At 40.8% G+C, this 26,860-nt stretch carries 26 protein-coding genes and 1 pseudogene; 26 read left to right on the top strand and 1 reads right to left on the bottom strand.

Going from position 1 to position 26,860, the window contains the following annotated elements:
• Nucleotides 1-4 precede the first annotated feature (4 nt).
• The 4 genes from CVD23_RS00720 (at nt 5) to CVD23_RS00705 (ending at nt 4,937) form a co-directional block, all read left to right on the top strand.
• Nucleotides 5-916, top strand: coding sequence for a polysaccharide deacetylase family protein (locus CVD23_RS00720; protein WP_101664709.1), 912 nt, complete (start codon nt 5-7; stop codon nt 914-916).
• A 4-nt stretch (nt 917-920) separates the two neighbouring features.
• Nucleotides 921-2,447 carry a 4-hydroxyphenylacetate 3-hydroxylase N-terminal domain-containing protein gene (locus CVD23_RS00715; RefSeq protein WP_101664707.1) on the top strand — a complete coding sequence of 509 codons (1,527 nt, stop codon included), beginning with the start codon at nt 921-923 and terminating at the stop codon, nt 2,445-2,447.
• 430 nt (nt 2,448-2,877) lie between these two features.
• Nucleotides 2,878-4,323: a purine-cytosine permease family protein gene (locus CVD23_RS00710; protein ID WP_101578750.1), complete on the top strand. Its 1,446-nt coding sequence runs from the start codon at nt 2,878-2,880 to the stop codon at nt 4,321-4,323.
• Nucleotides 4,324-4,430: 107 nt separating this feature from the next.
• Nucleotides 4,431-4,937, top strand: a complete 507-nt coding sequence (locus tag CVD23_RS00705) for a flavin reductase family protein (RefSeq protein ID WP_180955456.1) — start codon at nt 4,431-4,433, stop codon at nt 4,935-4,937.
• 261 nt (nt 4,938-5,198) lie between these two features.
• Here the strand turns inward: CVD23_RS00705 and CVD23_RS00695 are convergent, their stop codons facing one another.
• Entirely contained in the window at nt 5,199-5,804 is a 606-nt protein-coding gene (locus tag CVD23_RS00695) for a TetR/AcrR family transcriptional regulator (protein WP_101664703.1), read from the bottom strand.
• 178 nt (nt 5,805-5,982) lie between these two features.
• Between CVD23_RS00695 and CVD23_RS00690 the strand changes: the two are divergent.
• The 22 genes and pseudogenes from CVD23_RS00690 to CVD23_RS00585 all read left to right on the top strand — a co-directional run bounded on the left by CVD23_RS00690 (nt 5,983) and on the right by CVD23_RS00585 (nt 26,816).
• A pseudogene (locus CVD23_RS00690) lies at nt 5,983-6,740 on the top strand (SDR family oxidoreductase).
• Nucleotides 6,741-7,061: 321 nt separating this feature from the next.
• A complete protein-coding gene (locus CVD23_RS00685) occupies nt 7,062-7,379 on the top strand; it encodes a DUF5082 domain-containing protein (RefSeq protein ID WP_101578755.1) in 318 nt (105 codons plus the stop codon).
• Complete coding sequence (locus CVD23_RS00680) at nt 7,376-8,689, top strand: DNA/RNA non-specific endonuclease (protein WP_101664701.1); 1,314 nt, start codon at nt 7,376-7,378, stop codon at nt 8,687-8,689. The genes CVD23_RS00685 and CVD23_RS00680 overlap by 4 nt, the downstream gene beginning before the upstream one ends.
• Nucleotides 8,679-9,089, top strand: coding sequence for an immunity protein YezG family protein (locus CVD23_RS00675; protein ID WP_101578096.1), 411 nt, complete (start codon nt 8,679-8,681; stop codon nt 9,087-9,089). The genes CVD23_RS00680 and CVD23_RS00675 overlap by 11 nt, the downstream gene beginning before the upstream one ends.
• A gap of 112 nt (nt 9,090-9,201) precedes the next feature.
• Entirely contained in the window at nt 9,202-9,480 is a 279-nt protein-coding gene (locus CVD23_RS00670) for a hypothetical protein (RefSeq protein ID WP_101578095.1), read from the top strand.
• A gap of 22 nt (nt 9,481-9,502) precedes the next feature.
• Nucleotides 9,503-9,940: an antitoxin YezG family protein gene (locus CVD23_RS00665; RefSeq protein WP_101578094.1), complete on the top strand. Its 438-nt coding sequence runs from the start codon at nt 9,503-9,505 to the stop codon at nt 9,938-9,940.
• A 408-nt stretch (nt 9,941-10,348) separates the two neighbouring features.
• Complete coding sequence (locus tag CVD23_RS00660) at nt 10,349-11,353, top strand: substrate-binding domain-containing protein (RefSeq protein ID WP_101664885.1); 1,005 nt, start codon at nt 10,349-10,351, stop codon at nt 11,351-11,353.
• 25 nt (nt 11,354-11,378) lie between these two features.
• On the top strand, nt 11,379-12,008 hold the full coding sequence (hxlB, locus tag CVD23_RS00655) for a 6-phospho-3-hexuloisomerase (protein WP_308314908.1): 630 nt from the start codon (nt 11,379-11,381) through the stop codon (nt 12,006-12,008).
• Nucleotides 12,009-12,039: 31 nt separating this feature from the next.
• On the top strand, nt 12,040-13,053 hold the full coding sequence (gene allD, locus CVD23_RS00650; protein WP_101664699.1) for an ureidoglycolate dehydrogenase: 1,014 nt from the start codon (nt 12,040-12,042) through the stop codon (nt 13,051-13,053).
• Between the two features lie 17 nt (nt 13,054-13,070).
• Complete coding sequence (locus tag CVD23_RS00645; RefSeq protein ID WP_101664697.1) at nt 13,071-14,021, top strand: sugar kinase; 951 nt, start codon at nt 13,071-13,073, stop codon at nt 14,019-14,021.
• A 16-nt stretch (nt 14,022-14,037) separates the two neighbouring features.
• The gene (locus CVD23_RS00640; protein ID WP_101664695.1) at nt 14,038-14,682 is read left to right on the top strand and encodes a bifunctional 4-hydroxy-2-oxoglutarate aldolase/2-dehydro-3-deoxy-phosphogluconate aldolase; all 645 of its coding nucleotides are present in this window, start codon (nt 14,038-14,040) and stop codon (nt 14,680-14,682) included.
• Nucleotides 14,683-14,737: 55 nt separating this feature from the next.
• Nucleotides 14,738-15,751, top strand: a complete 1,014-nt coding sequence (locus tag CVD23_RS00635) for a TRAP transporter substrate-binding protein (RefSeq protein ID WP_245917482.1) — start codon at nt 14,738-14,740, stop codon at nt 15,749-15,751.
• Nucleotides 15,752-15,780: 29 nt separating this feature from the next.
• The gene (locus CVD23_RS00630; protein WP_101578090.1) at nt 15,781-16,299 is read left to right on the top strand and encodes a TRAP transporter small permease; all 519 of its coding nucleotides are present in this window, start codon (nt 15,781-15,783) and stop codon (nt 16,297-16,299) included.
• On the top strand, nt 16,296-17,570 hold the full coding sequence (locus CVD23_RS00625) for a TRAP transporter large permease (protein ID WP_101578089.1): 1,275 nt from the start codon (nt 16,296-16,298) through the stop codon (nt 17,568-17,570). Before CVD23_RS00630 ends, CVD23_RS00625 begins: the two co-directional genes overlap by 4 nt.
• Before the next feature lie 12 nt (nt 17,571-17,582).
• Entirely contained in the window at nt 17,583-18,491 is a 909-nt protein-coding gene (gene dapA / locus CVD23_RS00620) for a 4-hydroxy-tetrahydrodipicolinate synthase (protein WP_101578088.1), read from the top strand.
• A 61-nt stretch (nt 18,492-18,552) separates the two neighbouring features.
• The gene (locus CVD23_RS00615; protein ID WP_101664693.1) at nt 18,553-20,046 is read left to right on the top strand and encodes a UxaA family hydrolase; all 1,494 of its coding nucleotides are present in this window, start codon (nt 18,553-18,555) and stop codon (nt 20,044-20,046) included.
• Between the two features lie 227 nt (nt 20,047-20,273).
• Nucleotides 20,274-20,900: a YesL family protein gene (locus tag CVD23_RS00610; RefSeq protein WP_101578086.1), complete on the top strand. Its 627-nt coding sequence runs from the start codon at nt 20,274-20,276 to the stop codon at nt 20,898-20,900.
• 349 nt (nt 20,901-21,249) lie between these two features.
• Nucleotides 21,250-22,269 carry a LacI family DNA-binding transcriptional regulator gene (locus tag CVD23_RS00605; RefSeq protein WP_101578085.1) on the top strand — a complete coding sequence of 340 codons (1,020 nt, stop codon included), beginning with the start codon at nt 21,250-21,252 and terminating at the stop codon, nt 22,267-22,269.
• A 48-nt stretch (nt 22,270-22,317) separates the two neighbouring features.
• Entirely contained in the window at nt 22,318-23,613 is a 1,296-nt protein-coding gene (locus tag CVD23_RS00600; protein ID WP_101664691.1) for an ABC transporter substrate-binding protein, read from the top strand.
• A 60-nt stretch (nt 23,614-23,673) separates the two neighbouring features.
• Nucleotides 23,674-24,567: a carbohydrate ABC transporter permease gene (locus tag CVD23_RS00595; RefSeq protein WP_101578083.1), complete on the top strand. Its 894-nt coding sequence runs from the start codon at nt 23,674-23,676 to the stop codon at nt 24,565-24,567.
• A gap of 5 nt (nt 24,568-24,572) precedes the next feature.
• Nucleotides 24,573-25,442, top strand: a complete 870-nt coding sequence (locus CVD23_RS00590; RefSeq protein ID WP_101578082.1) for a carbohydrate ABC transporter permease — start codon at nt 24,573-24,575, stop codon at nt 25,440-25,442.
• Between the two features lie 27 nt (nt 25,443-25,469).
• Nucleotides 25,470-26,816, top strand: coding sequence for a glycoside hydrolase family 172 protein (locus CVD23_RS00585; protein WP_101664689.1), 1,347 nt, complete (start codon nt 25,470-25,472; stop codon nt 26,814-26,816).
• The last annotated feature ends 44 nt before the right edge of the window (nt 26,817-26,860 follow it).

Here is a 26,860-nt window from a genome sequence, read left to right as displayed (position 1 = left end):
TTAAATGATTAAAAATCCTGTTCCATGGCCAAATGGAGCAAAATGTGCCATTGCTATTACCTTCGATATGGATACAGACAGTATCCTTCATCTGGCCCACCCGGACACAGCAGATACCAGGATCTCAACCATGTCATGGCTAAAATATGATGAAATTGCGATACCCCGAATTCTTAATATGTATAAAAAATATAACCTAAAACAGACATTTTTTATCCCGGCCTGGGTCATTGAAAGGTATCCAAAAACGGTAGAATTAATCCTTAATGATGGCCATGAAATTGCTCATCACGGCTACTTGCATGAACATCCAAATGAATTATCAGCTGAAGAAGAATTGTATTGGCTTCATCGCGGGATTGATGTAATCGAAAAATTTACAGGGAAACGACCAAGGGGATGGAGAGCCCCAATGTATAATTTCTCCAAACACTCACTGGAGTTTTTGGCCAAAGAAGGTTTTTTATATGATTCTACTTTAATGGGTGATGATATTCCCTATATTTTAAAAGGGAAATCAGGTGAAATCGTTGAATTGCCGACCCACTGGGCAATGGATGATTGGCCCCAATACACACATAATTCGGAATTGGGTTATGTCATGCCGATAAACTCCCCACAGCGTGCCATGGAGGTGTTTTTGTCAGAATTTGATGCTGCCTGGGAACATGGCGGGATGTGGATATCTGTATGGCATCCATTTGTATCAGGAAGACTCGCAAGATGTGTCGCCGTCGATAAAATGATTCAATATATGCAGCAGAAAGGCGATGTTTGGTTTGCGACGTTGGAGGAGATTGCACTCCATGTAAAAAAATGTGTGGACGATGGAAGCTACATACCACGAGTTGATCAGCTTCCGTATTATGAAGGGCAGATTCCGGAGTTAAAATTAGATTCAGTGAAAGGGGTTTAAAGGAATGGCCGTTATTGCGACAACGAATAAATTAAGAGAAGTCTTGAGCAAGGGACAAGAACCACATTTGATGACAGGTGAACAGTATAAAGAAAGCCTGAGGGATGGCAGAAGAGTAATTGATGCCCATGGGAATTTAATACATGATGTGACCACCCACCCTGCCCTGAAACGCGGCATTGACAACCTGGCGAAGGTCTATGATTCACAATTCGACCCTGAAACCCGGGATATAACAACTTTTATTAACCCTGAGGATGGCAAAAGGTACAGCACTGGCTGGCTGGTGCCAACGACAAAAGAAGACCTCAAACATCGGCGTGAAATGCTTCGTTTAAGTACGTACCATACCTTTGGTGTTTTTGGACGTCCGAATGATTATGGTTCCATGATGGCGATGGGATTTCTATCCATCATTGATAAAATTGAAAAAGAAAATCCGGAGTACGCCGAAAATGTGCGAGAGTTTGTAGAGTTTAGTCAAAAACATAATGTCATGAGCGCAGATTTGATTCCAGACGTCCAAACAGATAAAAATCTGCCGCCCAGCGAAAAAAAGGGAACGTTAAGAGTTGTTGAAGAACTCCCTGACGGTGTCATTTTATGCGGGGCAAAACCTTGTGGCTCGGTAGGAGTCCAGGGCCACTTTGCAACAGTGTCGACGGCCACATCCCCGAACCTGGACCCGGATGCAGCTCTTTGGTGTGCTGTTCCCATTAACTCGCCAGGCTTGACGTTGGTACTAAGGGAGCCAACGACTTCACCGGATTCAAATTTTGAGGATCATCCAATTGATTCATTCGGCGAAGAGCTGGATAATATGATGATTTTTGATCATGTATTCATTCCTCGCGAATATATCTTCAGCCTTAGAAACACCAAATTATTGGGATTATACAGAGAATCCTGTGCTCTATGTCACTGGCATATACTAGCACGTCTTATGTACCGTTCGGAAATTTTTGTAGGTGCTGCGCAAACAATCGTTGATATCCTTGGAACGGATTCCTTCCAGGGAGTGCGAGATTCAGTGTCGGAAGTAATCTCCTACTCCGCTTCGTTAAAGGCACACATTCTGGCTGCCGAGGAAGAAGCTGAATTGTGGAACGGGGTATTGGTGCCTTCGACCGAATTCATCACTGCCGGACGTTTGCAATCAATTATTCACTATCCACGTGTCATGCACATTCTCCGCGATTTAAGCGGCCAGGGATTAATTAGCCGTTTCACGAGCAAAGTTTGGGATAATCCGGAAATTGGCCCGATTCTAGAAGATTACTTACCTGGAGCCGGTGTATCGGCACGCGAGAAAAACAAATTCTTTAACTTCCTTTGGGACCTTTCATGCGGCAGCCATGCTACAAGGGTCGCGTTATTTGAAAACACCAATTCTACAAATGCCCCTGTTGTCCAGTCAGAACTTTATAGATCGTATAGTCGTTCAGAAGCGGTAGACTATATCCGTCAATATCTCAACCTCCCTGATTCACGCCAGAAGATTAAGCGCCTGTATGCCCATGATTTAAAATAAACGCATCTCCGATATACTCGAATTTTGAATATGTGCAATGCATGGTTTTAGCGTCAGCAAACCAACTGTACCGCCAGTAATTACGAGTTAAGCCTCACAACTGACATCAGGATTCTTCCCTAGCAAACAATTACACTTCTATTGTCAAAAAAAATCTTCATAGATGTTGGCGCTACTATTATGCAGAGTTTAATCCATCAAATAAGCTGAACTGTTAAAAATAATCGGAAACTGGTTAAGCTTAAACCGTCTGTTATTCCCCTCCCGGATTTTGACATCACAATTACGAAAAGAAATGTGAAAAAAAGTAAATGCTAGAACGATGTAGTTCATTAAAGTACAACTATTCTAGTTAAGACTAACTCTGAATATCAGGCCCGACGCTTTTGGTGTGAACGTAAATTAAACATGTGAAAGGCGGTGCAAGAATTTGGAATCGAATGCAAAAGCGATGCATGAAACGACGCTGGAAAACCGTGGAATCGATTATATAGCCGAAAGCGATCGAAACTCCAATCCTTTGAATGTATTTTTTGTGCTTGGCGGAGCTCAATTATGTTTTTCGGTTATGATTATCGGTGCACTGCCAATTGTATTTGGACTTGGATGGTGGGACGCATTTTTTGCCAATACCATCGGGCTTTTCATTGGCTCCTTGTTAATAGCGCCTTTGGCTTTACTGGGACAAAAAACTGGAACAAATGGACCTGTCAGCAGCGGGGCTCACTTCGGCACAAAAGGACGATTAGTAGGAGCTTGCCTAACCATTTTCGTTGCGCTCGGCTTCTACGGGTTAACCGTGTGGACCGGTGCCCAATCACTGGTTTACAGCGGACATAAGTTGTTTGGCTGGCCCGAAGGAAATACCGTTCTTGTCGCCTGTGCTTTAATTCTCAGCATTATAACAAGTATTGTCGCAATATATGGTCATTCGCTGGTTATTATAATTGAAAAAATTGGGGCTTGGATTTGTGCAGCCATTCTTGTCCTGGCAATCCTTGTTTTTCTCCCTGACTTTAATCCAACTTATCGGGGAGGGGACTATTTATTGGGCGGATTTTGGTCCACTTGGCTTTTGTCAGCAAGTGTGGCGTTATCAATCCCGGTATCCTGTGCCACTTTGATCAATGATTATACTCGCTATATCCCAAGCGCAACAAAAGCCCGATCTCTTATACTTGGAGCAGGCGGCGGTATGTTTTTCGGGTGTTGGCTCGGTATGAATACAGCAGCTTATTTAACGACTATGTTTGCCAATCTGGAAACCCCTCTGGTGCAAGGGATTATTGAACTTTCCCCGATATGGTTCGTCTTTCCTCTGTTATTGGTAGGATTGATTGGCAGCTTAACTCAGGGATGCTTTGCCCTTTATGGCGCAGGTCTCGGGCTGGAGACGATGGGTTGGGGGCTGAACCGGATCATTACTACCGTGATGGTAAGTATCGTGGGTCTTCTACTTGTTCTCCTGATTGTGTTTGTTTATGAAATTACCGACATCATTAACGCGTTTGTCACTCTGATTATCGTAGCCATATCTCCATGGCTAACTATCAATCTAGTTGGATACTATCTATTTAAAGGACAGTACTCGGCACAACAATTACACGAAACACGTGGAGGATTATATTGGTATTCGAATGGCTTTAATATCCCGGCCATGACTGCATGGGTCATAGCTGTTGTGATCGGATTATTATTTACAAACACCACCGTGTTCGTTGGACCTTTTGTCAATATGTTGGGCGGGGTCGATGTCAGCTTCGTTTCGTCTGCAATTGTCGGAGCTGTCATCTATTACATGATGAAAAAAAATTCATTGCCGCAAGGATTGGAAGTCGGAACAGTCCAACCCAATTCCGAAGAGTCGCTTCTCTGAAAATGGTGCTCATGGAACCTTCTAGACAAGTACATTTTAACCATGCCGTGATGCGTTTCAGTTATTGAATGGACCCGGATGTCCAGTGTAATAAGGAGGAACCTGGTATGCAAGAAGTTATGGAAAAATTCAAGGAATCAATGGGCCGTTTGGCAGCGGGCGTAACGGTTGTTACAACAGAGGTTGATGGACGCCCTTGGGGAACGACAGTAAGTGCTTGCTGTTCCATATCAATGGACCCTCCGTTGCTGATGGTCAGTCTATTTACCAAAAATGCGAGTACGGAGGCAATTAAGGAACAGCAGCAGTTCGGGGTAAGTATTTTAAGCGATGAACAAACGAGCATAGCCAAAGCAGGAGCAAAACCGGGAGCACCCAAATTTTTTGAAGACTTTGTAGAGCGTGATTCTGCAGAAAAGACATATATCGTGAAAAACGCATTGGCACATGTTCATTGTAAAGTGGATAAAACCGTTGTGGCCGGAGATCATACCATTTTTATTGGGCTTGTCGAGAATGTAAATTTAGGTGAATTTAAACAGCCACTCCTATATTTTCACCGGGAATTTGGGAGTTTTACAACCGGGACAGAACGAAAAGAAACCGTTGTATAAAAAATGTTAAAGGTATGCCTGGCCTTGAGATATGCAAGACGTAGGCTTGCCGAATTTAGACGATGATTTTAAAAGAGTACCCTTGGAATGGAATTTAAGAACGACTATTCATGTCATCAACAACGTCAAACCTTACCATACGGAAGGCAATGAAGGGCACAAACTGATGGCTCACGGAAGCGATTCTAATGCAGAATCGCTTTTCTGCTTAATTGAAAAAACGAGGGGAGGTGGAGAAGAGATGAAATTTAAATCTATTACTTATATTCTCGTGGTTTTGTAAATATGATTTGCAGGGTTGTTCTTAATAATTTCTAATAACTGTTCCGCCATATAGTTCGAACTGTATTTAAACCCGTCATTTATCCATTCAATAATCATTCCAAAGACATCATATGCTTGATAGCTGCCACGGAGTTCACGATTAATTTTAGAATTGGGCTGACAGTCTTCGAGATCTTGTAAAGCGAGGTTTCTTAACTCATTGCATATTCTATTTTGAAAACCTGATAATGTATTTGATTGCACAATGAGTGTGTAAAAACTGGAGTAATTTGCAACATGCTCAAATATTTTAATAGCAGAAGATGTCAGGTTTCTTACCTCAAAAGTTTCGCTATTTTGATAGGGTTCACGATAGGATGCGATCAAGTCCGTGATCACATCATCTATCACTTCCTCCAATAATTCTTCTTTGTATTGATAGTGCTTATAGAATGTACCCCGATTCAGGTCTGCCAGCTGAACGATATCAGTAATGGAAATATCCTTAAAGTCCTTCCGTTGCATCAATGTTATGATTGATACTTTTAATGCAGCCTTTGTTTTCTTAATTCTTCTATCAATATTGGCCGAGTTTTTAGACATTCTAACCATCCTATGTTCAATATCATTGGTTATTAAACACATGTAATCCATAGTGTTGATTAAACAACAAATGGATCTTCGTTTGCTGATTGAGTCTTGTAGTTTGGTTTCATTATACTATAAATAGATGTTGGTTCTTCTGCTTAATTTGTTAACAATTTGCACGGGAGGAATTAGGATGAGACTTGAAAATAAGGTTGCTGTGGTGACTGGGGCAGCGTCTGGTATGGGAAAGCAATTGCTGTACATTATGCAAGAGAAGGAGCTAAAGTTGTTGTTTCTGATATTAATCTAGACTTAGCAAATGCAACAGTAGCCGAAATTAAATCTAGTGGCGGAGAAGCAATAGCTGTATTAGCGAATGTTGCAAAAGAAGATGATATTCAAAATCTAATTGATACAGCTGTCAATACTTATGGCACACTAGACATTTTAGTTAATAATGCTGGAATTATGGATAATTTTGAACCAGCAGCGGATATTTCAGATAGTGAGTGGGAACGTGTCTTTGCTGTTAATACAACAAGCGTAATGCGCAGTACACGTAAGGTGTTACCGATCTTTTTAGAGAAACAAAAAGGTGTAATTATTAATGTTGCGTCTGTGGGCGGATTAAATGGAGCTCGTGCAGGTGCAGCCTATACTGCTTCTAAACATGCAGTGATTGGTTTCACAAAAAATACTGGTTTTATGTATGCTCAACAAGGCATACGTTGTAACGCAATCGCACCAGGTGGCGTTGAGACAAATATCAGTTCCTCGATGACAAATATCAATGAATACGGTGCGAGACGCGCACAACCAGGAATGGCGCTTAACCCGCGTATGGGCCAACCAGAAGAGATTGCTAACGTAGCATTATTCCTTGCTTCAGATGAATCAAGTTTTGTTAACGGTGCAGTAGTCACCGCAGATTCAGGTTGGACTGCATACTAAGCCATAAATCAATAATTTAGTAGACCACCAAATGTATTTGGTGGTTTTTTAAATGCCTATGTGCGCAGTAAACCAGGGCCGGCGTTATGAGTCTTTTATTACCTCCGTGGCATTATTTATCTACCAAGCAGATGTCTTTGCTTTATTTTTTATGAAGAGATTATTTTAGGAATATCGATCTATCTAGGTGAGCTCTTTTAGAGTAATTATCCACTAAAATCAGTACTAAAGTTGGTTCAGTGGTGAGGGTAATTTTGGTAATATCAATTTATGGAATTAAATGGTTTAATGCCATCGGAAGAATGACGTTAGGAGGTTGCCATGGATTTAAATCTTTTAGAAGAGCTTGAGAGAAAAGCGAAACGTCAGAAGTATCTCTGGATGATTGATATCTTGCAAGGTTACAAGTCCAATATCATAGAAGCCGCTGCTCATTTCGAAGACGGAGCCGCGGTTTATCGAAGTGCTTATGGCTGTTATGCGGCTAATTGGCAGGGCCAATCCCGTGAAGCCTATGAGTTGATTGCAGGTGAATTGAACCAGACAGCCAATCAGGTTTATAGTTTAGGGGACGATCTTGTCAGTGAAATTGGGGCAGAAATCCGTAAATTGCGCAGGAAAGTGGAGGCCCTGTCATGACCCAGATCCAGATCAAAGTAGATGAGCTGGAGAAGTTCGCGGATCAGATTGGCAAAGCGGAACGAGATTGCAGTCAAGCCCTTAACGCTGTAACCTGGCACTTCAATTCGCTGCTGGCAGACTTTCCTGGCGTTTTGCCTGGCGGAATTCAGGACCTTGAAGCAGAGTTCAAGGAAACGATCAGAAGATACAAGGATAAACTTGATGAAGCACAACATTTAATCAAAATGACGGCAGGCGAGATGAGAGACGCCGATCAAAAGCTTGCAGGTGAAATCGGGGAGTTTCTTCTTGAAGTGGTCGGCTGGTACGATGTCCAGCGAATTTTCGCCGAATATGACCCGGTCACAGGTAAAAAGCTGTCGGCTGGAGAACGAGCTCTTGCGACCGGGATGGTTTTAGCTACCCTCTTCCCGCCGGCAAAGGTGGTCGGGGTCGTTGGGAAATCTGCCATTAAGGGAGGAAAAGCTCTTACTGGCACAGCTGCCATCAGTGGACTATCATCCCTCGCTAAAAATTCGGAAGTCTTCATCAAAATGCGCAATGTGTTTAATCCGAAGAAGGTTTCCGATGCTTTTAAAGTAGTATACAATCATGTGGTCAGGGGACCGTTAACGGTAACAAAATTATGGTTTGACAAAGCTTTTAAAAAGATAGGCGACCTGCCTGTACCAACGTACTTGCAACCGCAGCTTGCCGGGTATGCCCGAGTGCAGAGTTCGATGAGAGAAGCATTTGCGGATGCTAAGGAATCTGTAATGCGGATGGTGAATGGTTCGAAGATTGAGAAATCGGTTGGGGTTGCGAAAAAGGATATTGATAAAGTTGAGTATGGCGAACAATATACAAAAGTTAATCGTAAAAAAGCGTTAAAGCCAAATGTAGAGTATACAACGAGTGAAGGCTATAAATATACTACTGATGGTAATGGGCGTATAACGGTTGCTGAAGCTAAACTAGAATTAGGGAAAGCCAACCGAAATCTTCATGCCCAAAGAACAGTTGGTGGAAACGATAGACTATCTAATGATGATGGGGGTCATTTAATAGCAAGTATTTTTAAAGGGTCTGGTGAAATTGACAATTTAGTGCCTATGAATGCTACACTAAATAGGAGCGAATATAAAACGCTAGAGAATGCCTGGAAAAAGGCTTTAGAAGAAGGTAAAGATGTTAATATTAAAGTAAAACCGATATATGAAGGCCAATCATTGCGACCGAGTGCGTTTAAAATTAATTATACAATAGATGGTAAAAAATATTCAGATAGGCTAACTAACTATACAGGAGGCACGCAAGATGGAAACTAAGAAAATGGAGCAACTCTATCAGCAAATTGCGAACACATTAGTGAATATGATCCCTGAAGAATGGAATAAAATCTACTTATACGCTGAGTTAAGAGAAGGCTATAAAAAAGTTTTCTTCTATTATTATCCTGAATCAGGTGTTGAGCCAATATATAGCCTTGATATTACTGAGAAATTTGTTGTTAATGAAAATGAGTTTGATGAATTAGAAAATGACCTGTATGGATTTTTTTCTGAATTGCAGGAAGAATTTAAAATACAAGAACAGGAACAGTGGACGAATTTAACTTTTATTCTAGATAACACAGGTCAGATGAAAATAAATTATGGCTATGAGGATCTTTCCCAAATTGGTCCTGTTGAAAAACAAGAAAGATGGGAAGCCGAGTATATAAAGTGAAATAAGAAAGTTCTTATTCAACACGAAATCTTATAGGGCACAGTTCCAAAGCGCTCTTTCATTCTTCCTAAGAAATTAGAAGTTATCCAGAACTTTAAAACGGAGATATGTAATGGAAAATGAACCAAAGGATCAACTTAGAAATCAAGTCGAAAGGGTTATAGATCTTGTTATTGCAAAAAAGAAACAAAGGGAACACCCATTTTTAGACACGCTTTTAAAGAGATTACAAGATTTATTGGAAACAATAGATGCAAATAACTATGGGGATTTAAGTAAAGATCCTAAGATAAAAGGGGCTTTGCGGGCATACTTTGACACTAATTTAATTGAAAGCTATGAAGAGCCCCTTGTTGTAGAGCTTGATAAACTGGAGATGATGTTAAAGTAAAATAAAGAGGGACGATAAGGGAATGGAACAATTGTATCAAAATGCGGTTGAAATACTGAATAACATGATTCCGGTACCTTGGGAAAAAATATACCTTTATGCAGAAGTCAGTGAAGATTCAAGACAAATATATTTCTATTTTTATCCAGAAGGGGAAACCGTGCCTGTCTATAGTCTTGATATCGTAAAGAAATTTAATCTTCAAGAGGATGACTTTGAGCAGTTAGAAGATGAACTATATGACTGTTTTACTGAAATTTGGGAAGAGTTTGGTAACCAAAAACAAGAAAAATGGACAAATCTAACATTCACACTTGACCATACCGGAGATTTTAATATCGAATACAATTATGATGACTTGTCTGAAGTAGATTCATATGAGCAACAGATCATTTGGGAGTACAAGAATTTGGGGCTTATAACTGAAGGAGAAAGACCAAAAAAAATTATTGAAGGATAAAAATCTTTGACATATATGAATATGAATACAACTAACCCTCGTTAGCTCTAACTTTTGATGGTTTTTAATGTAATCAACAACAAGGGGCTGACTCAAAATTCAAGTATTTAAATTGAAAAAAATAACCCTGACATTCCAGAGATTTTCTTTAGCGCATCACCAGGAAACAACATTGATATTCCTAAATTATAAATAACTTTTATAGAAACCTTGATTGGCTTCATTGCCGTCCAAGGTTTCTTTTTACTTTAGGGGGTGGACAAAGCGACTTGTACGACTGTGGGACAAATGAAATATCAAGAATCGTCAATCAGAAGGGAAAAAATTATCTTGAAAAGCGCTTTCATTTTATTTATAATATCACTAAACCGGTTTAGTAAATCGGTTTATGAAAAAAGGAGCATTGAGATGAGAAAAGTTACGATGGCAGATGTTGCGAAGCATGCGAATGTTTCGAAGAGTACTGTCTCTCAATATTTGAATAGTCGATTTGATTATATGGGCAAGGCAACAAAGAAGAGGATTGAACAATCGATTCTTGAGCTCGGATACCAGCCGAATGCTGTCGCCCGAAGCTTGAAGCAAAAAAAGACATTTACCATTGGTGTAATTGTTGCGAATATTTTGCACTCCTTTTCCACTCAAGTAATTCGCACGATAGAGGATATTTGCCACGAAAACGATTATCACGTGATCGTTTGTAATGCGGATGATTCACCTAAGAAAGAAAAGAAATATATTGAGATGTTAATGGCGAAGCAGGTTGACGGATTAATAGTTTTCCCAACGGGAGGCAATATCGAATTATATGAATCACTTGTGAAGAACCGATATCCACTTGTTTTTATGGACCGAATTGTACCTGATGTTCCGGTGGATACAGTCATTCTTAATAATGAAAAGGCTTCCGAACTGGCGATCAATCATTTTGTTAAAAAGGGATATGAACGGATTGGGATTATTACAACTTCTCTTATCCAAAAAATAACCCCACGATTAGAACGGATTGAAGGTTATAAAAAAGCTCTAAATAAACGGAATATCGCTGTACAAGCTGAATACGTAAGAGGAATTGAAGTACAAGAGATTAGTGCATCATTGCAAGCGATGTTTTCTCTTCCAAAACCTCCCCAGGCAATTCTCGCTGGAAACGATTTATCGTTAATGGAAGTACTGCGATATGCAAGGGACTATAAAAAGCAGATTCCGGACGACTTTGCATTGATGGGAATCGATGAAGTTTCGTTCGCCAGCATTTACAGTCCCGCTTTGACGATCATAAAGCAGCCGACGCTGGAAATGGGAGAAAAAGCAGCAACGCTCCTAATAGAAAAAATTGAGAAAGCCAACACCGAGAAAGAAGTACAGATTTATCGATATGAACCGGAATTAATTGTTCGGGAATCATGTTAATTACAGAGGAATGGAGGGCCGCAACATGGCGGATATCATCACAATTGGCGACGCAATGATTACATTCAACCCGGCGTCAAAAAATAAAGGAGAGGATGCTCATTTGAAAACCATTATTGAAACAATAGGAAAAGAAGTTACGAGTGTTCTCTCATTGGTAGCGGAAGAAGAAGCTTTAACACTTTCCCAAAAGATAAAGGAAGCAAAGCGCATCTTTGTCTATGGAGAGGGCCGTTCCGGGTTAATGGGTAAAGCGTTCGCGATGCGTCTTATGCATGGAGGCTATTCTGTATTTGTGGTCGGAGAAACGACAACTCCAAGCATTGACGAAGGAGACCTGCTTGTCGCGATCTCGGGTTCCGGCTCAACTGGAATGATCCATGAATTTTGTGTAAAGGCCCGGGAATTGGGGGCAACCGTTTTTTTGGTTACTACAAACCGGGATTCCAAAATTGCTAGAATAAGTGACGCGGTTCTGGTAATTCCAGCGGCTACTAAGTACCGCAGGCCTGAAGAACCGAAAACTATTCAGCCTTTAGGGAATCAATTTGACCAGAGTGTGCACCTGCTTCTGGACGGCATCATTATCCATAGCCTGCAGGTGAACAAAGAAGTGAAAGAAGCCATGCGAAAGCGGCATGCAAATCTTGAATAGATTGAAAATTAACTTAATGGGGTGTTTATAAATGGCAGATATCATTGTTTCGAGTGAAGAGTTAACAGGCTTAGTTGTATCAAAATTAACAAAAGCGGGTTTACGTGAGGACCATGCACAAGCGGTGGCTGACGTTCTTGTCCATGCTGACTTGCGGGGCGTGAGCTCACACGGGGTTTTGCGTACAGAACACTACGTTAAACGCTTATCAGAAGGCGGGTTAAATCCAAATCCAACATTCAATGTAAAAGATACGGCCCCATCTACAGCAATTTTTGACGGTGATGACGGAATGGGTCACGTTATTGCGAAAGAAGCCATGGATTATGCTATTAAACTGGCAGAAAAGAATGGTGTTGGAATGGTTGTCGTGACAAACAGCAGCCATTGTGGGGCTCTATCATATTTTGTCCAGCAGGCAGCTGAAAAGAATATGGTCGGAATGGCGATGACACATACCGACAAAGTGGTCGTGCCTTTCGGCGGAGCGAAGCCATATTTTGGGACAAACCCAATCGCATTTGGTTTCCCTGCCAAGGAAAACAAACCGGTAATACTGGATATGGCGACAAGCAATGTTGCTTTCGGAAAGGTATTGCACGCAAGAGAGGCTGATGCGGCGGTTCCTGCTGATTGGGGAGTGGACGAAAACGGGAAGCCAACAACCGATCCTCATGCAGTATCTGCGCTGCTTCCGTTTGCTGGCCCGAAAGGATACGGCCTGGCGATGGTCGTGGATGTATTATCAGGATTATTGGCAGGCGCAGCATTTGGACCGCATATCGCGACAATGTATGGTGACTACAGTAAAAAACGGAAGCTTGGACATTTTCTTTGTGCGATAAATCCGGCTGTATTCACAGATCCAAATCAGTTTTTGGCGAATATGGACCAAATGATCAATGAAATTCATGAAACACAGCCTGCTGAAGGTTTTTCTAAAGTAATGGTTCCTGGCGAGCCGGAGCAGCTGAAAGAAGAAGCCAGACTTCGTGACGGGATTCCGGTGACGGAAACGGTTTATAACTATTTATCACAGGCATAAGGAAAGAAGTGAAGGAAATGGATGTCGTCACAATCGGTGAAACAATGGTTTTGTTTACTCCTGATACAACAGGATTGATGAGATATGCCAAGCAATTTTCGATGAAGTTTGGCGGTGCAGAGTCCAATGTCGCAATCGGGCTTTCCAGACTCGGACATAAAGTCGGCTGGATCAGCAAGGTAGGGGATGATGAGTTTGGACGTGCCATGCTGTCCTTTATCAGCGGTGAAAAGGTCGATGTCAGTCAGGTGATCACGGACGGATCAGCACCAACAGGAATCTATTTTAAAGAACCGCGCAGGGAAAATGATGTTCGCGTCTATTATTACCGAAAGGGTTCTGCAGCTAGTACTCTATCAAAACATGATATTGATGAGGAATATATCGCAAAAGCAACATATCTGCATATAACGGGAATCACTCCTGCATTAAGCGAAAGCTGTGAAGAAGCCATTTTTGAAGCAGTTGAAATCGCCAAAAGACATGGGGTCAAGATTGTCTTTGATCCCAATCTTAGAAGGAAATTATGGAGTGAAGACAAGGCAAGAGCCACATTATTGAAACTGATCTCAAAAGCAGATATCGTGCTTCCAGGAGTTTCAGAGGGACAATTCTTGTTTGGGGAAAGTGATCCTAGTAAACTGGGTGAATTGTTTCTTAATCACGGCCCCTCAACTGTTGTACTAAAACTGGGCGCACAAGGTGCTATGTATATGACAAAGAATGAACAAGCAATGGTTTCTGGAATTACCGTAGAACGGGTAATTGATCCGGTTGGAGCGGGAGACGGGTTTGCCGCAGGTTTTATCTCAGGTCTCTTGGATGGTCTCGAACCAGTTAAAGCGGTTGAACGCGGAAATATTACAGGGGCATTCGTCACGATGGTCAATGGTGATGTCGAGGGTCTTCCTGAAAGAGAAGAGGTTGAGCGTTTTTCAAGTCAGTCAGGTGAAGATGTAAATCGTTAAGGAGGATGGAAGACAAATGAGATTGATAGATCAAATTCAAGAGAATGGTGTTGTTGCAGTTATTAGGGGAACTTCTCCCGACAATATAGTTGCAATCGCAAAGTCTTTGCATAAAGGCGGAGTGAAAACACTTGAGATTACGGTGGAGACCCCAAAGGTTCTTTCCCTGATCGAACAGGTTGCAGAAGAGTTGGGCGATGAAGTGATTGTTGGAGCGGGGACGGTATTAGATCCGGAAACTGCCAGAGCGGCGATCATGGCCGGTGCCAGGTTCATCTTTTCTCCTACTGTAAATAAGGAAACTATTAAAGTTGCCAAAAGATATGGAATTGTAAGCATACCAGGTGCTTTAACGCCAACTGAAATTTTAACAGCATACGAAAATGGCGCTGATATTATTAAGGTCTTTCCGGCTAATGTTTTTGGCCCAAGTTACATTAAGGATATCCATGGTCCGATGCCGCAAATTCCGCTTATGCCGACAGGCGGTCTCGATGTAGATAATGTAGGCGCCTATATTAAAAATGGTGCCGTGGCTGCAGGGATTGGAAGTTCGTTGGTCAACATGAAACAGCAAGTAAATGAGGAATTCCTTATTAATCTCGAGAACAAAGCGCGCCAGTTTGTGGATGCAGTAAAAGAAGCAAGGTCTTCACTTTAAAAGGATGGGACATCACTTTGTCCCTTACCTTAGTTCAAACAAGGGGGTTTATTGTATGAAAATGAAAGCGTTTTTAACTATGATGATAGGATTAATGCTGGTCGTATTAACCGGCTGCAATGCGCTTGAAACGGCTGGCAAAGAGAGAAACGGTGTTACTACTATTAAAATTGCCAACTATTTTTCTGAGACTCACCCGCAGAACATTGCTTTAAGAGAAAAATTCAAGCCCATGGTTGAAGAACAAACAGACGGAAAATATGTAGTCGAAATTTATCCGGGTAACGAGCTTGGGGATGAAGATTCATTTACAAGTGGCGTAAGGATAGGCTCCATTCAGATGGCGATTACGGGAATGGGCTTGCAGACAGCAAATCCAAAGATAGGGGCTGTGGAGTGGCCATACTTGTTTGATGATTATGAGCAAGCGAACCGCATCTTAAATGGGGAAGTCGGGGATGAAATTGGAGAGGCTTTCCGCGAACTTGGCGCAGAGCCGTTGGCATGGACAGCCAATGGTTTCAGATCGGTCTCTGCCAATCGTGAAATTGCTTCCATGGAAGACTTCAAAGGTTTCCGGTTACGGATGACAAATATCCCTATCTTTATTAATACAGGAAAAGCCTTGGGGGCGAACGTCCAGCCGCTTGCACTTTCCGAAGTTTTTACGGCAATAGAACAAGGGGTTATTGACGGCCAGGAAAATCCGATCACCACGTTGAAGGAATCAGGTTTGTATGAGGTTCAAAGCCATGTGACTGAAACAAAGCATATGTTCAGTCCCAATGTATATCTGATGAATAAAGAGTTTTTTGATGGCCTTGACGATGAAACGAGAGAAATCATCTTGGCTGCGGCTAAGGAATCAGCTAACTATGAATGGGAGCTTCTTCAAGAATCAGAAAGTGAAACAAAGCAGTTCCTTGAAGAACACGGGATCAAGTTTACAGTTCCGGATGAAAAATTCATGAATGAATTGAGAGACTCAATGGAACCAGTTTATGAGGATCTATATAAAAAATATGATTGGGCAGAGGAGTTTATCAACAAAATTCACGAACAAAAATAAGGTTTATATACCTGGGGTGAGGTGGGAAAATGAGCAAAGTGTTAAAAGTCCTTAACGGTATTTTAAATTCAGTAATAGTGATTATACTGGTGGGCATGGTCGGTTTAGTTTTTATAAATGTAGTCCTTCGCTATGCTTTTGATTCAGGGATTACCTGGTCTGAAGAATTATCACGCTATCTGTTCGTCTGGCTTGTCTTTTTGGGAGCTGTTGTTGCTGCAAGAGACAAAAGCCATCTCGGGGTAGACATTTTAACTGCAAATGTTCCCCGCAAAGTGCAAAAGGTTTTATCTTTGGTAGCCAATACACTTGTTATTTTTGTCCTTATCCTGTTTATTGACGGGCTATTTAAAATGATCAACCTGAATAGTATGATTTCGGGTCCTGCTACAGGGATTCCAGTAGCCTTCTTTTATCTGGCAGGAGTTGTATTCGCGGTGTTAATGATTGCGATTACGGCCATCCAAACGATTCAATTCATATTTTCCAAAGATGGGGAACCTCCTTTAACAGGAGAGCCTGAAATTGAAGGGAGGAATAACAAATGATTTGGCTGTTTCTTGCATCCCTGTTTTCCTTGTTGCTGATTGGAGTGCCTATCGCAATCTCCATGCTTATAAGTGCTGTCGTTATGCTGGTTTCACTTGGTTTATTTGATACAGGAATACTTGGCGAATATTTAATTAAAGGGGCTAACAGCTTCTCGCTAATGGCCATACCATTCTTCATTTTAACGGGTGAGATCATGAATGCGGGCGGAGTATCCAGGCGTATCGTTGATTTCGCCAGTTCACTTGTTGGGCATATCCGCGGCGGACTTGGCTATGTTGTCATCATTTCCGGTGTTATTTTCGCAGGGTTGTCAGGTTCAGCGGTTGCCGATACAGCAGCACTGGGTGCCATCCTGATCCCAATGATGATTGCAAAGGGCTATAACAAAAATCGTGCAACAGGTTTGACTGCTGCAACAGGTATTCTCGGTACAATAATCCCTCCGAGTATTCCAATGATTTTATTTGGGGTAGTTGGCGGCGTATCCATTTCCAAATTGTTTATGGCCGGTATTGTTCCCGGTCTTCTAATGGCAGTGGGACTAATGGTTGTATGGTACTTTGTCTCCAAACGTGACAATAGTGATACTCTTCCGAAAGCAACTTCACAAGAGCGGTGGGTCGCTTTAAAGCGGGCATTCCTGGCATTGCTATTGCCGGTTATCATTATTGTCGGTTTGCGTGGCGGCGTCTTTACCCCTACTGAGGCCGGGGTAGTTGCGGCAGTTTATGCCTTCATTATTTCCTTAATTTATCGTGAATTAAAGTGGACTGAAATCCCTAAAGTGTTTGTTGAAACTGCTAAAACAACGGGTGTTGTTATGTTCGTTGCTGCTACAGCAATTGTTTCAGGGTATGCGATTACGGTTGGCCAAGTTCCAAGGGAATTAGGTGAGTTTTTATCCAATATCACCACAAACCCTACTCTATTGCTGGTAATTATCATGCTCTTCTTATTGATTGTAGGATGTGTAATGGACCTTACTCCGGCTATTCTGATCTTTACTCCAGTACTGTTGCCAGTAGTAAAGGCTGTTGGAATCGATCCAGTTTACTTTGGATTATTAATGGTTATCAACCTTTCAATTGGCTTAATAACCCCTCCAGTAGGAACCGTCCTTTATGTAGGATGCGGAATTAGTAAAATAAGTATCATAGATATTACAAAAGGGATTTTCCCGTTCTTGCTCGTACAAATGGCGATTCTATTTCTACTGGTGTTATTCCCGGGTATCGTCACAGTGCCATTGGAGTTCTTTACTGAATAGGAGGAGACGATCTTGCAAAGAGCAGTTACATTTCAAGGCATTATTCCGCCAGTATCGACGATTATCAATGAAAACGGCAGTCTTGATGAAAAAGGGATGGGTAAATTAATAGACTTTTTAATAGAGTCGGGTGTGAACGGACTTTTTTTCCTCGGGACTGGAGGAGAGTTTTCGCAAATGTCCGTTCAAGAACGCAAACGGGTTGCTGAATTTTCTGTTGACTATGTCAACGGCCGGGTACCCGTTTTGATAGGGACGGGCAGTACCAGCACGAACGAAGTGATTGAACTGAGTCAACATGCAGAAAAGGCAGGGGCAGACGCTGTCGTAATGATTAACCCGTATTACTGGTCGCTTTCGGAAGACAATCTGTTTCTGCATTATGACCAAATCGCACAATCTATCAATCTCCCGATCTTGCTGTATAATTTTCCGAACCTGACCGGCCAGGATTTAAGCCCTGAATTTGTTTTAAAGCTGGTAGATAAAAATCAGAATATCGTAGGGATTAAAGAAACAGTCGATCAGGCAGGACATATTAGGGAAATGATTTTAAAGGTAAAAGAAAACCACTCGCAATTTAAGGTGTTCTGCGGATTTGATGACCATTTGTTAAATACACTGGCACTTGGCGGGGATGGAGCGATCTCTGCCAGTGCAAACTTTGCACCGCAGCTTACGATTGGCATTTATCGCGCTTTCCAGGAAGGTAACATGCAAGAGGCTTTAGAGCTCCATCAAAGATTGGCTCATCTTCCCCTTATCTACAAGCTGGATTCGCCTTTCGTAAATGTAGTGAAAGAAGCAATGAAATTGACAGGACTGAACATTTCTACACACGTGCTGCCACCAGCTAGAGCATTATCAATTGAGAAAAAAGAGCAGTTGGCCCAGCTATTGAAAAAGGCAGGTTTATTGTAAGGGGAAAATGGAGGTTAACTATACGAGGTTAACCTCTTTCTTTTATGGAGGGGGATCAGCAATGTTACGAGACGTTATTCAAATACATGAATCCGACAATGTTTGGATCAGCCTACAAGACTTAGAAAAGAGGACACTTCTTGAAATAGACGGCTCTACCGTAGAACTTAAAGAAGATGTAGATAGAGGACATAAAATATCGAACAGAAAAATCGCAGCGGGGATGTATATCATCAAATATGGATTTCCGATTGGGCATGCGATAACAGACATTGAACCAGGAGAATTTGTCCATACCCATAATGTAAAAACAAATCTTAGTGGCGAACTTGAATACACATATAAACCAAAGATAAAACAGCAATCTGCAAGCAAAAACATCCAGACGTTTTTGGGATATCGCCGTGAAAATGGCGATGTTGGAGTCCGGAATGAAATCTGGATTATAAATACGGTAGGCTGCATTAACAAAGTAGCCGAAAATCTAGTCAAGGTCTCTGAAAAAGTAATTAAGCATAGGAATATTGATGGAATCTATCACTTTGCTCACCCGTATGGCTGCTCCCAGTTGGGGGATGATTTGAAATACACACAAAAAATATTATCAGACCTTATCCATCACCCAAATGCTGGCGGCATTTTAGTGCTTGGACTCGGCTGTGAAAATAATTACATTGATTTATTCAAAGAGGAAATCGGCGACTATAATCAGCAGCGCGTTAAGTTTCTAAATGTCCAGCAAGTCGAGGATGAGATGGAATTGGGACTGGAATTAATCGAGGAGTTAGCAGAATATGCTTCCGCATTTAAAAGAGAAGAAGTACCCGTCTCCGAATTAAGAATTGGCTTGAAATGCGGCGGTTCGGATGGCTTGTCTGGTATAACGGCAAACCCTTTAGTTGGCTTGTTTTCGGATATGATTGTGGAAAGCGGTGGCGCCACTGTATTAACAGAAGTTCCCGAAATGTTTGGCGCAGAATCGATCTTGATGGAAAGAGCAAAGGACGAAGAAACGTTTACGGAAATCGTCAATCTCGTCAATGACTTCAAACGCTACTTTGTGAAATATAATCAGTCGGTCTACGAAAATCCTTCTCCCGGAAACAAAAAGGGCGGTATCACAACTCTTGAAGAAAAATCCCTCGGCTGTGTCCAAAAAGGAGGCTTCTCAAGAATTGAAGAAGTGCTGCAATACGGTGATCGGATTAGTGAAAAGGGATTGCATTTACTTCAGGGACCGGGTAATGACTTAGTCTCGGTAACGGCTCTGGCTGCTTCAGGATGTCAAATTGTCTTGTTTACAACTGGAAGAGGAACTCCGTTTGGCGGTCCGGTTCCTACTGTTAAAATTTCTACTAACACTCCATTATTTGAGCGGAAGAAGAATTGGATTGACTTTAATGCCGGGAAGCTAATTGAGGACATGCCTATGGACAAATTAGCTGATGAGTTTTTTTCGTATATTCTAGATGTAGCTTCTGGTAGAAAACTTACCAATAATGAAGTATTTGGATTTAAAGAGATTGCAATTTTTAAAGATGGGGTCACTATGTAGTGACAATGCTTTTAAAAAAGATAGGTGACATCCATACCAGGATTTTTACAACGGCTACAGCGTAACCAGCAAATAAATCGGGGAATATCCGTAAAAACCCTTGCGAAAATGAATAAGTTCTTAATATCAACCTTTACAAAGTGCAAAGTGAATCGTAATATTGAGCTAAACTTTGTATCTAATTACCCCGAAAGCCATGTAACTAAATATAAAGCAGGTGAAAATAGATGAATAATAGTGTATTAAACAAATTGCACGGGTTATCTGTATGGATTTCCAATTTAGTGTTCATCAATATCCTTTGGCTGGTTTTCACGGTTTTCGGCGGCATACTACTTGGATTTTTTCCTGCGACAACGGCAATGGTTTTAATAATAAAAAAATTATTGGTGGAAAAAAACGAGTTTAGTATTAAAAAAGAATTTGTTCGCCTATACAAGAGTCAGTTTAAAAAGAGTAACCATTTATTTTTTCCATTTAGTCTATGCGGTTTTATCATAGTTGCGGATATCCGTTTCTTCTCGTTGATGGATTTTCCTTATAGCAGCTTTGTGGTCTATTTATTTTATTTACTTCTCTTTTTATTAACGATGCTCTTTTTTTATAGCCTTATCGTATATAGTGATAGCATTGGCAACAAGGAGATATACAAAGGATCTCTGTATATCTTGTTAAACAATCCTATGACTAACTTATATATTCTGACAGGGTTGTTATTACTACTTTTTCTCACAGCAAAGGTGACGGGTTTATTTTTTCTGTTCTCCGGTTCAATATTTAGCGTATACCTGCTAATTACAGTTGCAAGGACTGTGAAAAAAATAAATATAAAGAGTATTGACATTAATTTTTAAATAATTTAGACTACTAATTAGTTAAGCGTTTTCAAAAAAATATAGCACTGCCTTATTATTTAATCGATTAAATGGAAAGGAATGGCTATATTTTTTATTTTAATTCTCATTTAAACGATTAAATGGAGAAAAAGGTCTGGAATTTTTATTTAACATTTGATTTAATCGATTAAATGGATTTACTCACAAGTTGTAATTTCATAGTTTCATGTTTGATTTAATCGATTAAATAGTACATTAAAAGTAAGTCTTTCAGATGTATTTGTCCTTAATTTAATCGATTTAATGAGAAGATGATTAGTCCTCTTTAATTTTGATAGTATCGAAAAAGTAGAAGGGAGGGTGCCTGTTGGAAAAAAAACCAAATATAAAGCTTGTGGCGCAAAAGGCCAATGTTTCAACGGCAACAGTGTCAAATGTCATGAATTCCTCCAGATTTGTAAAAGAGGAGACTCGTAAGAAAGTTCTTGAGGCAATGGAAGAGTTGAATTACAGGCCCAGCACAGTTGCAAAATCTTTAAAGGGCAAAGATACGAAGGTCATCGGCCTAATCATACCAATCCAGCATAAAGACACGTCAGCACAATTTTTCATCTCTCTTTCAAATGGAGTTGAAAGCGTTTTAAACAATGAAGGCTATAGACTGGTAATTGGCAACTCACATGAAAATTTAAGTAGTGAACTAGACCAGATTGATATGTTTAAGACACAGTTTATTGATTATGTGGATGGATTAATCATTGCGCCAACTTCAAATATTGGAAGTGAAGTTAATGACTCTTGGAATATTGATTATCCAGTAGTCTATGTAGATCGAAAGCCAAACACACTACATAACGTAGATACGATCTACACTAATAATTATTTTGTAACTTACGAAGCAATTGAACTGATGTTAAAGAAACAAAGAAATAAAATTGCATTTATCTCTGGTCCGATCGATGTGTCAAGTACCATTGAACGTTTTGAAGCCTATAAAGATGTTTTGAAAAAATATCGGATTGATTTGGATGAAGGGCTTATCTTTGAAGTAGAATCTTCCTTTCAATCTGGATATGAAATAGCAAGTAAGCTGTTATCCAATCATGAAATTGATGGGATTGTAGTAGTGAATAATACGATTTCCATGGGAGTGTTCAAATACTTAAAAGAACAGAATATCAAAATACCAGATGATCTCTCCTTCCTTTCTTATGATGATTTCGATTGGATGGAACTGACAGAACCAGCGATTACGACTATAAGGCAACCATCATTTGAGATGGGTGAGGCTGCGGCCAGGCTCATGCTGGAAAAGTTAAGGGATAGGACAAAAGAGCCAACGGAAATTTGTATTGAATCATCTATCATTATTAGAAACTCTTTGTAAGGTTACATGTTAAAAATTTAAATAAAAAAATAACCGGAGGGGTCTCACATGAAAAAATTTAGTATTCTTTTGAGTTTGATATTGCTTATTAGTTCCTTTTTAGTCGGTTGCAACAGCAAAGAATCTAACACATCATCAGACGGCACCACGACCATTGATTTTGCGATTCATGTGGCAAATGCAAAGGATCAAGAGCCTGCCTTTTATAAAGTGATTGAAAAATTCCAGGCTGAAAACCCGGATATCAAAGTTAATCTGATTGGAAAAGAACAACAGGAGCATGTGAAAAGTATTAAAATGATGTCGCAATCTGATAAACTTCCGGATGTGTTCTGGATGCTTCCCGCTTCAGCGAAAGAATTACAGGAGGCTGATATGCTAATGGATTTATCAGGTTTTATTGACGACAATCCGGACATCAAAGACTCTCTAAACGATAACATGTTAAATACCTATAACAAAGATGGCAAACAGTATGGCTTGCCTTATCAGCCACTGATTACAGGTTTGTTTTATAACAAAGCACTTTTTGATCAATATGAGGTTAAGATCCCTGAGACCTTTGAGGATCTTGCCGAGGCAACAAAAGTATTTGAACAGAATGGCATTACAACAATTGCCAAGGGAGCCAAAGATGAATACTCAGTATGGGCATTTTTAACGATGCTGTCCAGATATGGCTACTTTGATAAAATTGACGACATTCTTGCCGGAGATGAAAGCTATAACAACGCTGACTTTATAAAATATTACCAAAAGATCGATGAATTAAGAAAATTGGGAGCGTTTTCTAAAAACGTAACTACTCAAACCTACTTCCAAGCGGTGGAACAATTCTTGGGTGGTCAGGCAGCGATGCTCGATTCCGGTATGTGGGATGTCCAAAAAATTGAACAAAGCGCGATAGGCAAGGACGTTGGATTTTGGTGGGGACCTACTTTTGCGGATGGTACAGGTGACCAAAAGATAAGCTCAATCGTCCCGGCTGCACCTTTGCTTGCCAGCAAAAAAGCCGGTGAAGATAAAGCGAAAAAAGAAGCGATCCTAAAACTATTTAAATTCTACTACGGTGAAGAAGGAACACAGATCATGGTCGAGAACCAAGTGCCGCCAATGACAAATGCTTCAGTTGAAATTAATGAAGCGGAGCATCCAGTCTTTAAAAAGCTGGTTGACCAAATGCAGCTTGAAGGCTGGGAGAGCCAGCCAAACCAGCCGGACCTTGTCGTTCCTGAATCAATTGCAAACGCTATGTATGACAGCATTTACGGAGTCATAAACGGAACTTACACCCCTGAACAAGCAGTAAAAGTTGTTGAAGATAAAATTTCGACTGTCAAATAATTTTTTAGAGACTGGCTAATGTATATGCTCATTAGCCAATTCTAAAAGGTAGGTGGAAAAATGAGATGGTTTAGCAGTAATACTAATAAGATAATGTTGCTTTTGCCGACTCTCCTAATCTATTTAACTTATATTATGATGCCGATCGTCATCGCAACCTATTACAGCTTTACCAGTTTTTCAGGGATTGGGAAACCAAAGTACGTGGGGCTTGCGAACTTTCAGAGACTGTTCGACGATCCGATTTTTATGATCGCATTAAAAAATACCTTTATTGTTTTATTAGTCACTTTATTGCTTCTGATTCCAGGCTCATTTTTACTGTCATTGTTATTGAACAAAAAAATTAAAGGCGTTGGTTCATTAAGGGCGATCAACTATTCGCCTTCCATCATTGCGCCAATCATGGTGGGTTTGATCTGGGTATTTATTCTCGATCCCCAAATTGGACTGATTAATACTTTATTGGAAAGAATTGGTCTCGGCCGGCTCGCTTTTGAATGGATTGGCGGGGATACATTGACACCTTTTTCGGTTGCGATTATCCAGAGCTGGCAAAGCCTGGGTTACATCGCGACGATATTTTTAGCAGGCTTAACGCTGATACCGTCAGAGCTTTATGAAGCGGCTGAAATGGACGGCGCGAGTAAATTCAAACAGTTGATCAATATCACGATTCCATTACTAAACGAAACGTTCAAGCTAAACATCATTTTAGTGATTACTCTTTGTTTTAAAATTTTTGAAACCGTTCTCCAGCTTACGAACGGGGGACCAAACCATTTATCTGATGTACTGGTCACTTATATGTACAGTACAACCTTTATTGCCGGGGAGTATGGTTACGGCATGGCCATTGCAGTTGCATCGCTGATCGCAACGATCGTATTTTCAGGTGCTTTCCTGGGATTCTATTCATTAGGGAGAAGGCTGTACAACAAGGAAGGGGTGTAAAGTGGATGAAAGCAAAGGATACTTCTATAGCATCATTGAACCGAAGAGACAGACGACTGAACAGTCTCACATATATCCTTACGTATGCTATTACTCTGATTGTCATGATTCCTTTTGTGTGGATGGTCGTATTGTCTTTTCAAGATAACCAAACAATCCTGACAAATCCCTTTTCATTGCCTGACAACATAAACCTGGATAACTATAAGCGCGCCTTTGAAACATTGGACTTTGCCTTGTTGTACAAGAACACGTTTATCATTGCTGCGGTGTCGCTATTCATCGAAATGATCATTACCTTTGCCAGTTCTTATGCGATCAGCAGATTGATATTTAAACGAAGGAAGCTCAGAAATGGTCTCTACTATTTTCTGATTATCGGACTTGCGATCCCTCCGTTTATCTTGTTGTTTCCAATCTATCGGATTACGATTTCGCTTGGACTGGAAAATACCTATTTATCTCTGATTCTACCTTATATCGCAACGTCAATTTCTTTTAATACGCTGTTGTTTACAGGATTTCTGAAGGATTTCCCCACTGAGATTGAAGAGGCTGCGGTCATTGATGGCTGTAACCTGTTTACACTCTGTACAAAAGTCGTGTTTCCGGTTGTGAAGCCAGTGGTGATGACGATCTTCATTTTCAATATTCTTTACATATGGAATGAATTTCCGTTCGCGGTAACGCTAATCAGTGACCCGTCACACATGACGATCCCGCTGGCCATATCCGAATTTAAAGGAAGGTATAACATCGATTACGGCGGCATTGTTTCAGCCAGCTTGTTATTTATCATTCCACAGTTAGTGTTCTATGGAATATTCCAAAAGCACATCATTAAAGGAATGACTGCCGGTGCAGTAAAAGGATAAAAAACTAGAATGGGAGACGAAAAAACTATGACTTTATCAAATGGATTAATGCAAAACTTAACAACACATAAGGATGTAAGATCGGCAAGAATTTCAAGTTCGGATCAAACAGGAAGAAACCAGGATTACTGGCTAATTCCGCCAAACGAGTCTGTTGTATTGGGGGAAATTGAAGGACCGGGCTGTTTAACGCATTTTTGGATGACCTCTTTCTGCAGAAAAATTATGGGCCCGAGTATTGTTGACCCAGCTTTAGGAAGCAATGTCGCACCTGTCAATGAAATCCACAATGCACTTGGTGTTACATGGGAGGAGCAAGATCCTTTCTATTACCGGAAAGCATTGATTAAAATCACTTGGGACGATCAAGACACGCCAAGCGTTTTAGCACCCTTCGGAGATTTCTTCTGTGTCGGCCATTCCTTGCCGGGAAACTTTGAATCAGTCCCATTCAACGTCTCTGTCAAACCGGAAGAAGCTAATAAGTTCGGTGCGCCTGCCGCATTAAACTGCTACTTCCCGATGCCGTTTAATAAAAAAGCCAAAATCGAAATCGTGAACGAAAACTCTTTGCCGTTTGGCCTCTATTATTATATTGATTATGAGCTGTATAAAGAAGAACTGCCTGAGGATACAGTTTACTTCCATGCGAGCTGGCACCGTGAAAACCCTTGTGAAGGCTGGGGAAATGATCTACAAGTAAACAGTCCGGAAGTTCAACGCGTAGCGAACCTTTCCGGTAAAGATAACTATGTAATCCTGGATATAAAAGGAAAGGGTCATTATGTCGGCTGCAATTTATCGGTAAATCACTTTCAGGGCAGCTGGTGGGGCGAAGGCGATGACATGATTTTCATCGATGGAGAAAAACAGCCAAGCATTAACGGAACAGGCAGTGAAGATTATTTCGGACATGCCTGGGGAATGCAGAAAAATGCCTTTTTATATAACGGTTCAATCATTCATGAAAGTGAAAAACCGGGCTACCAGGTTTCTTACAGATTTCACATCGCAGACCCTATCCATTTCTCTGAGAGCATCAAGGTTACGCTGGAGCATGGACATGCGAACCATTTATCTGATGACTGGTCTTCTACTGCTTACTGGTATCAAACTCTGCCATCTCCAAAACTTGATATTCTCCCAGTAGAAGAAAGAATTCCTCATGTTGCGGAAATGCCTGCCGTGGTCCAAAAAGCGAAAAAGGAATTAAATGAAGAGCAACAAAAAGCTTATGCATCCGCGAAAGAAAGAGAAGCGGTCTATGTGGCGGAGAAGAAAAACCAGGCGGACATAAAATACAAAAAAACAAGAGAATCTTCTTTCGGAAATATCGAGCATGCTAAACGTGTCAAGGGTACTTTAAGCAAATAAATCTAGAAGTTACGTTTTTAACATGTGTATTTACGAAGCTATTA

This window comes from Bacillus sp. V33-4 (assembly GCF_002860225.1).
Taxonomy (GTDB): Bacteria; Bacillota; Bacilli; order Bacillales; family Cytobacillaceae; genus Bacillus_BJ; species Bacillus_BJ canaveralius.
This window is presented reverse-complemented; position numbering and strand designations above follow the sequence as displayed.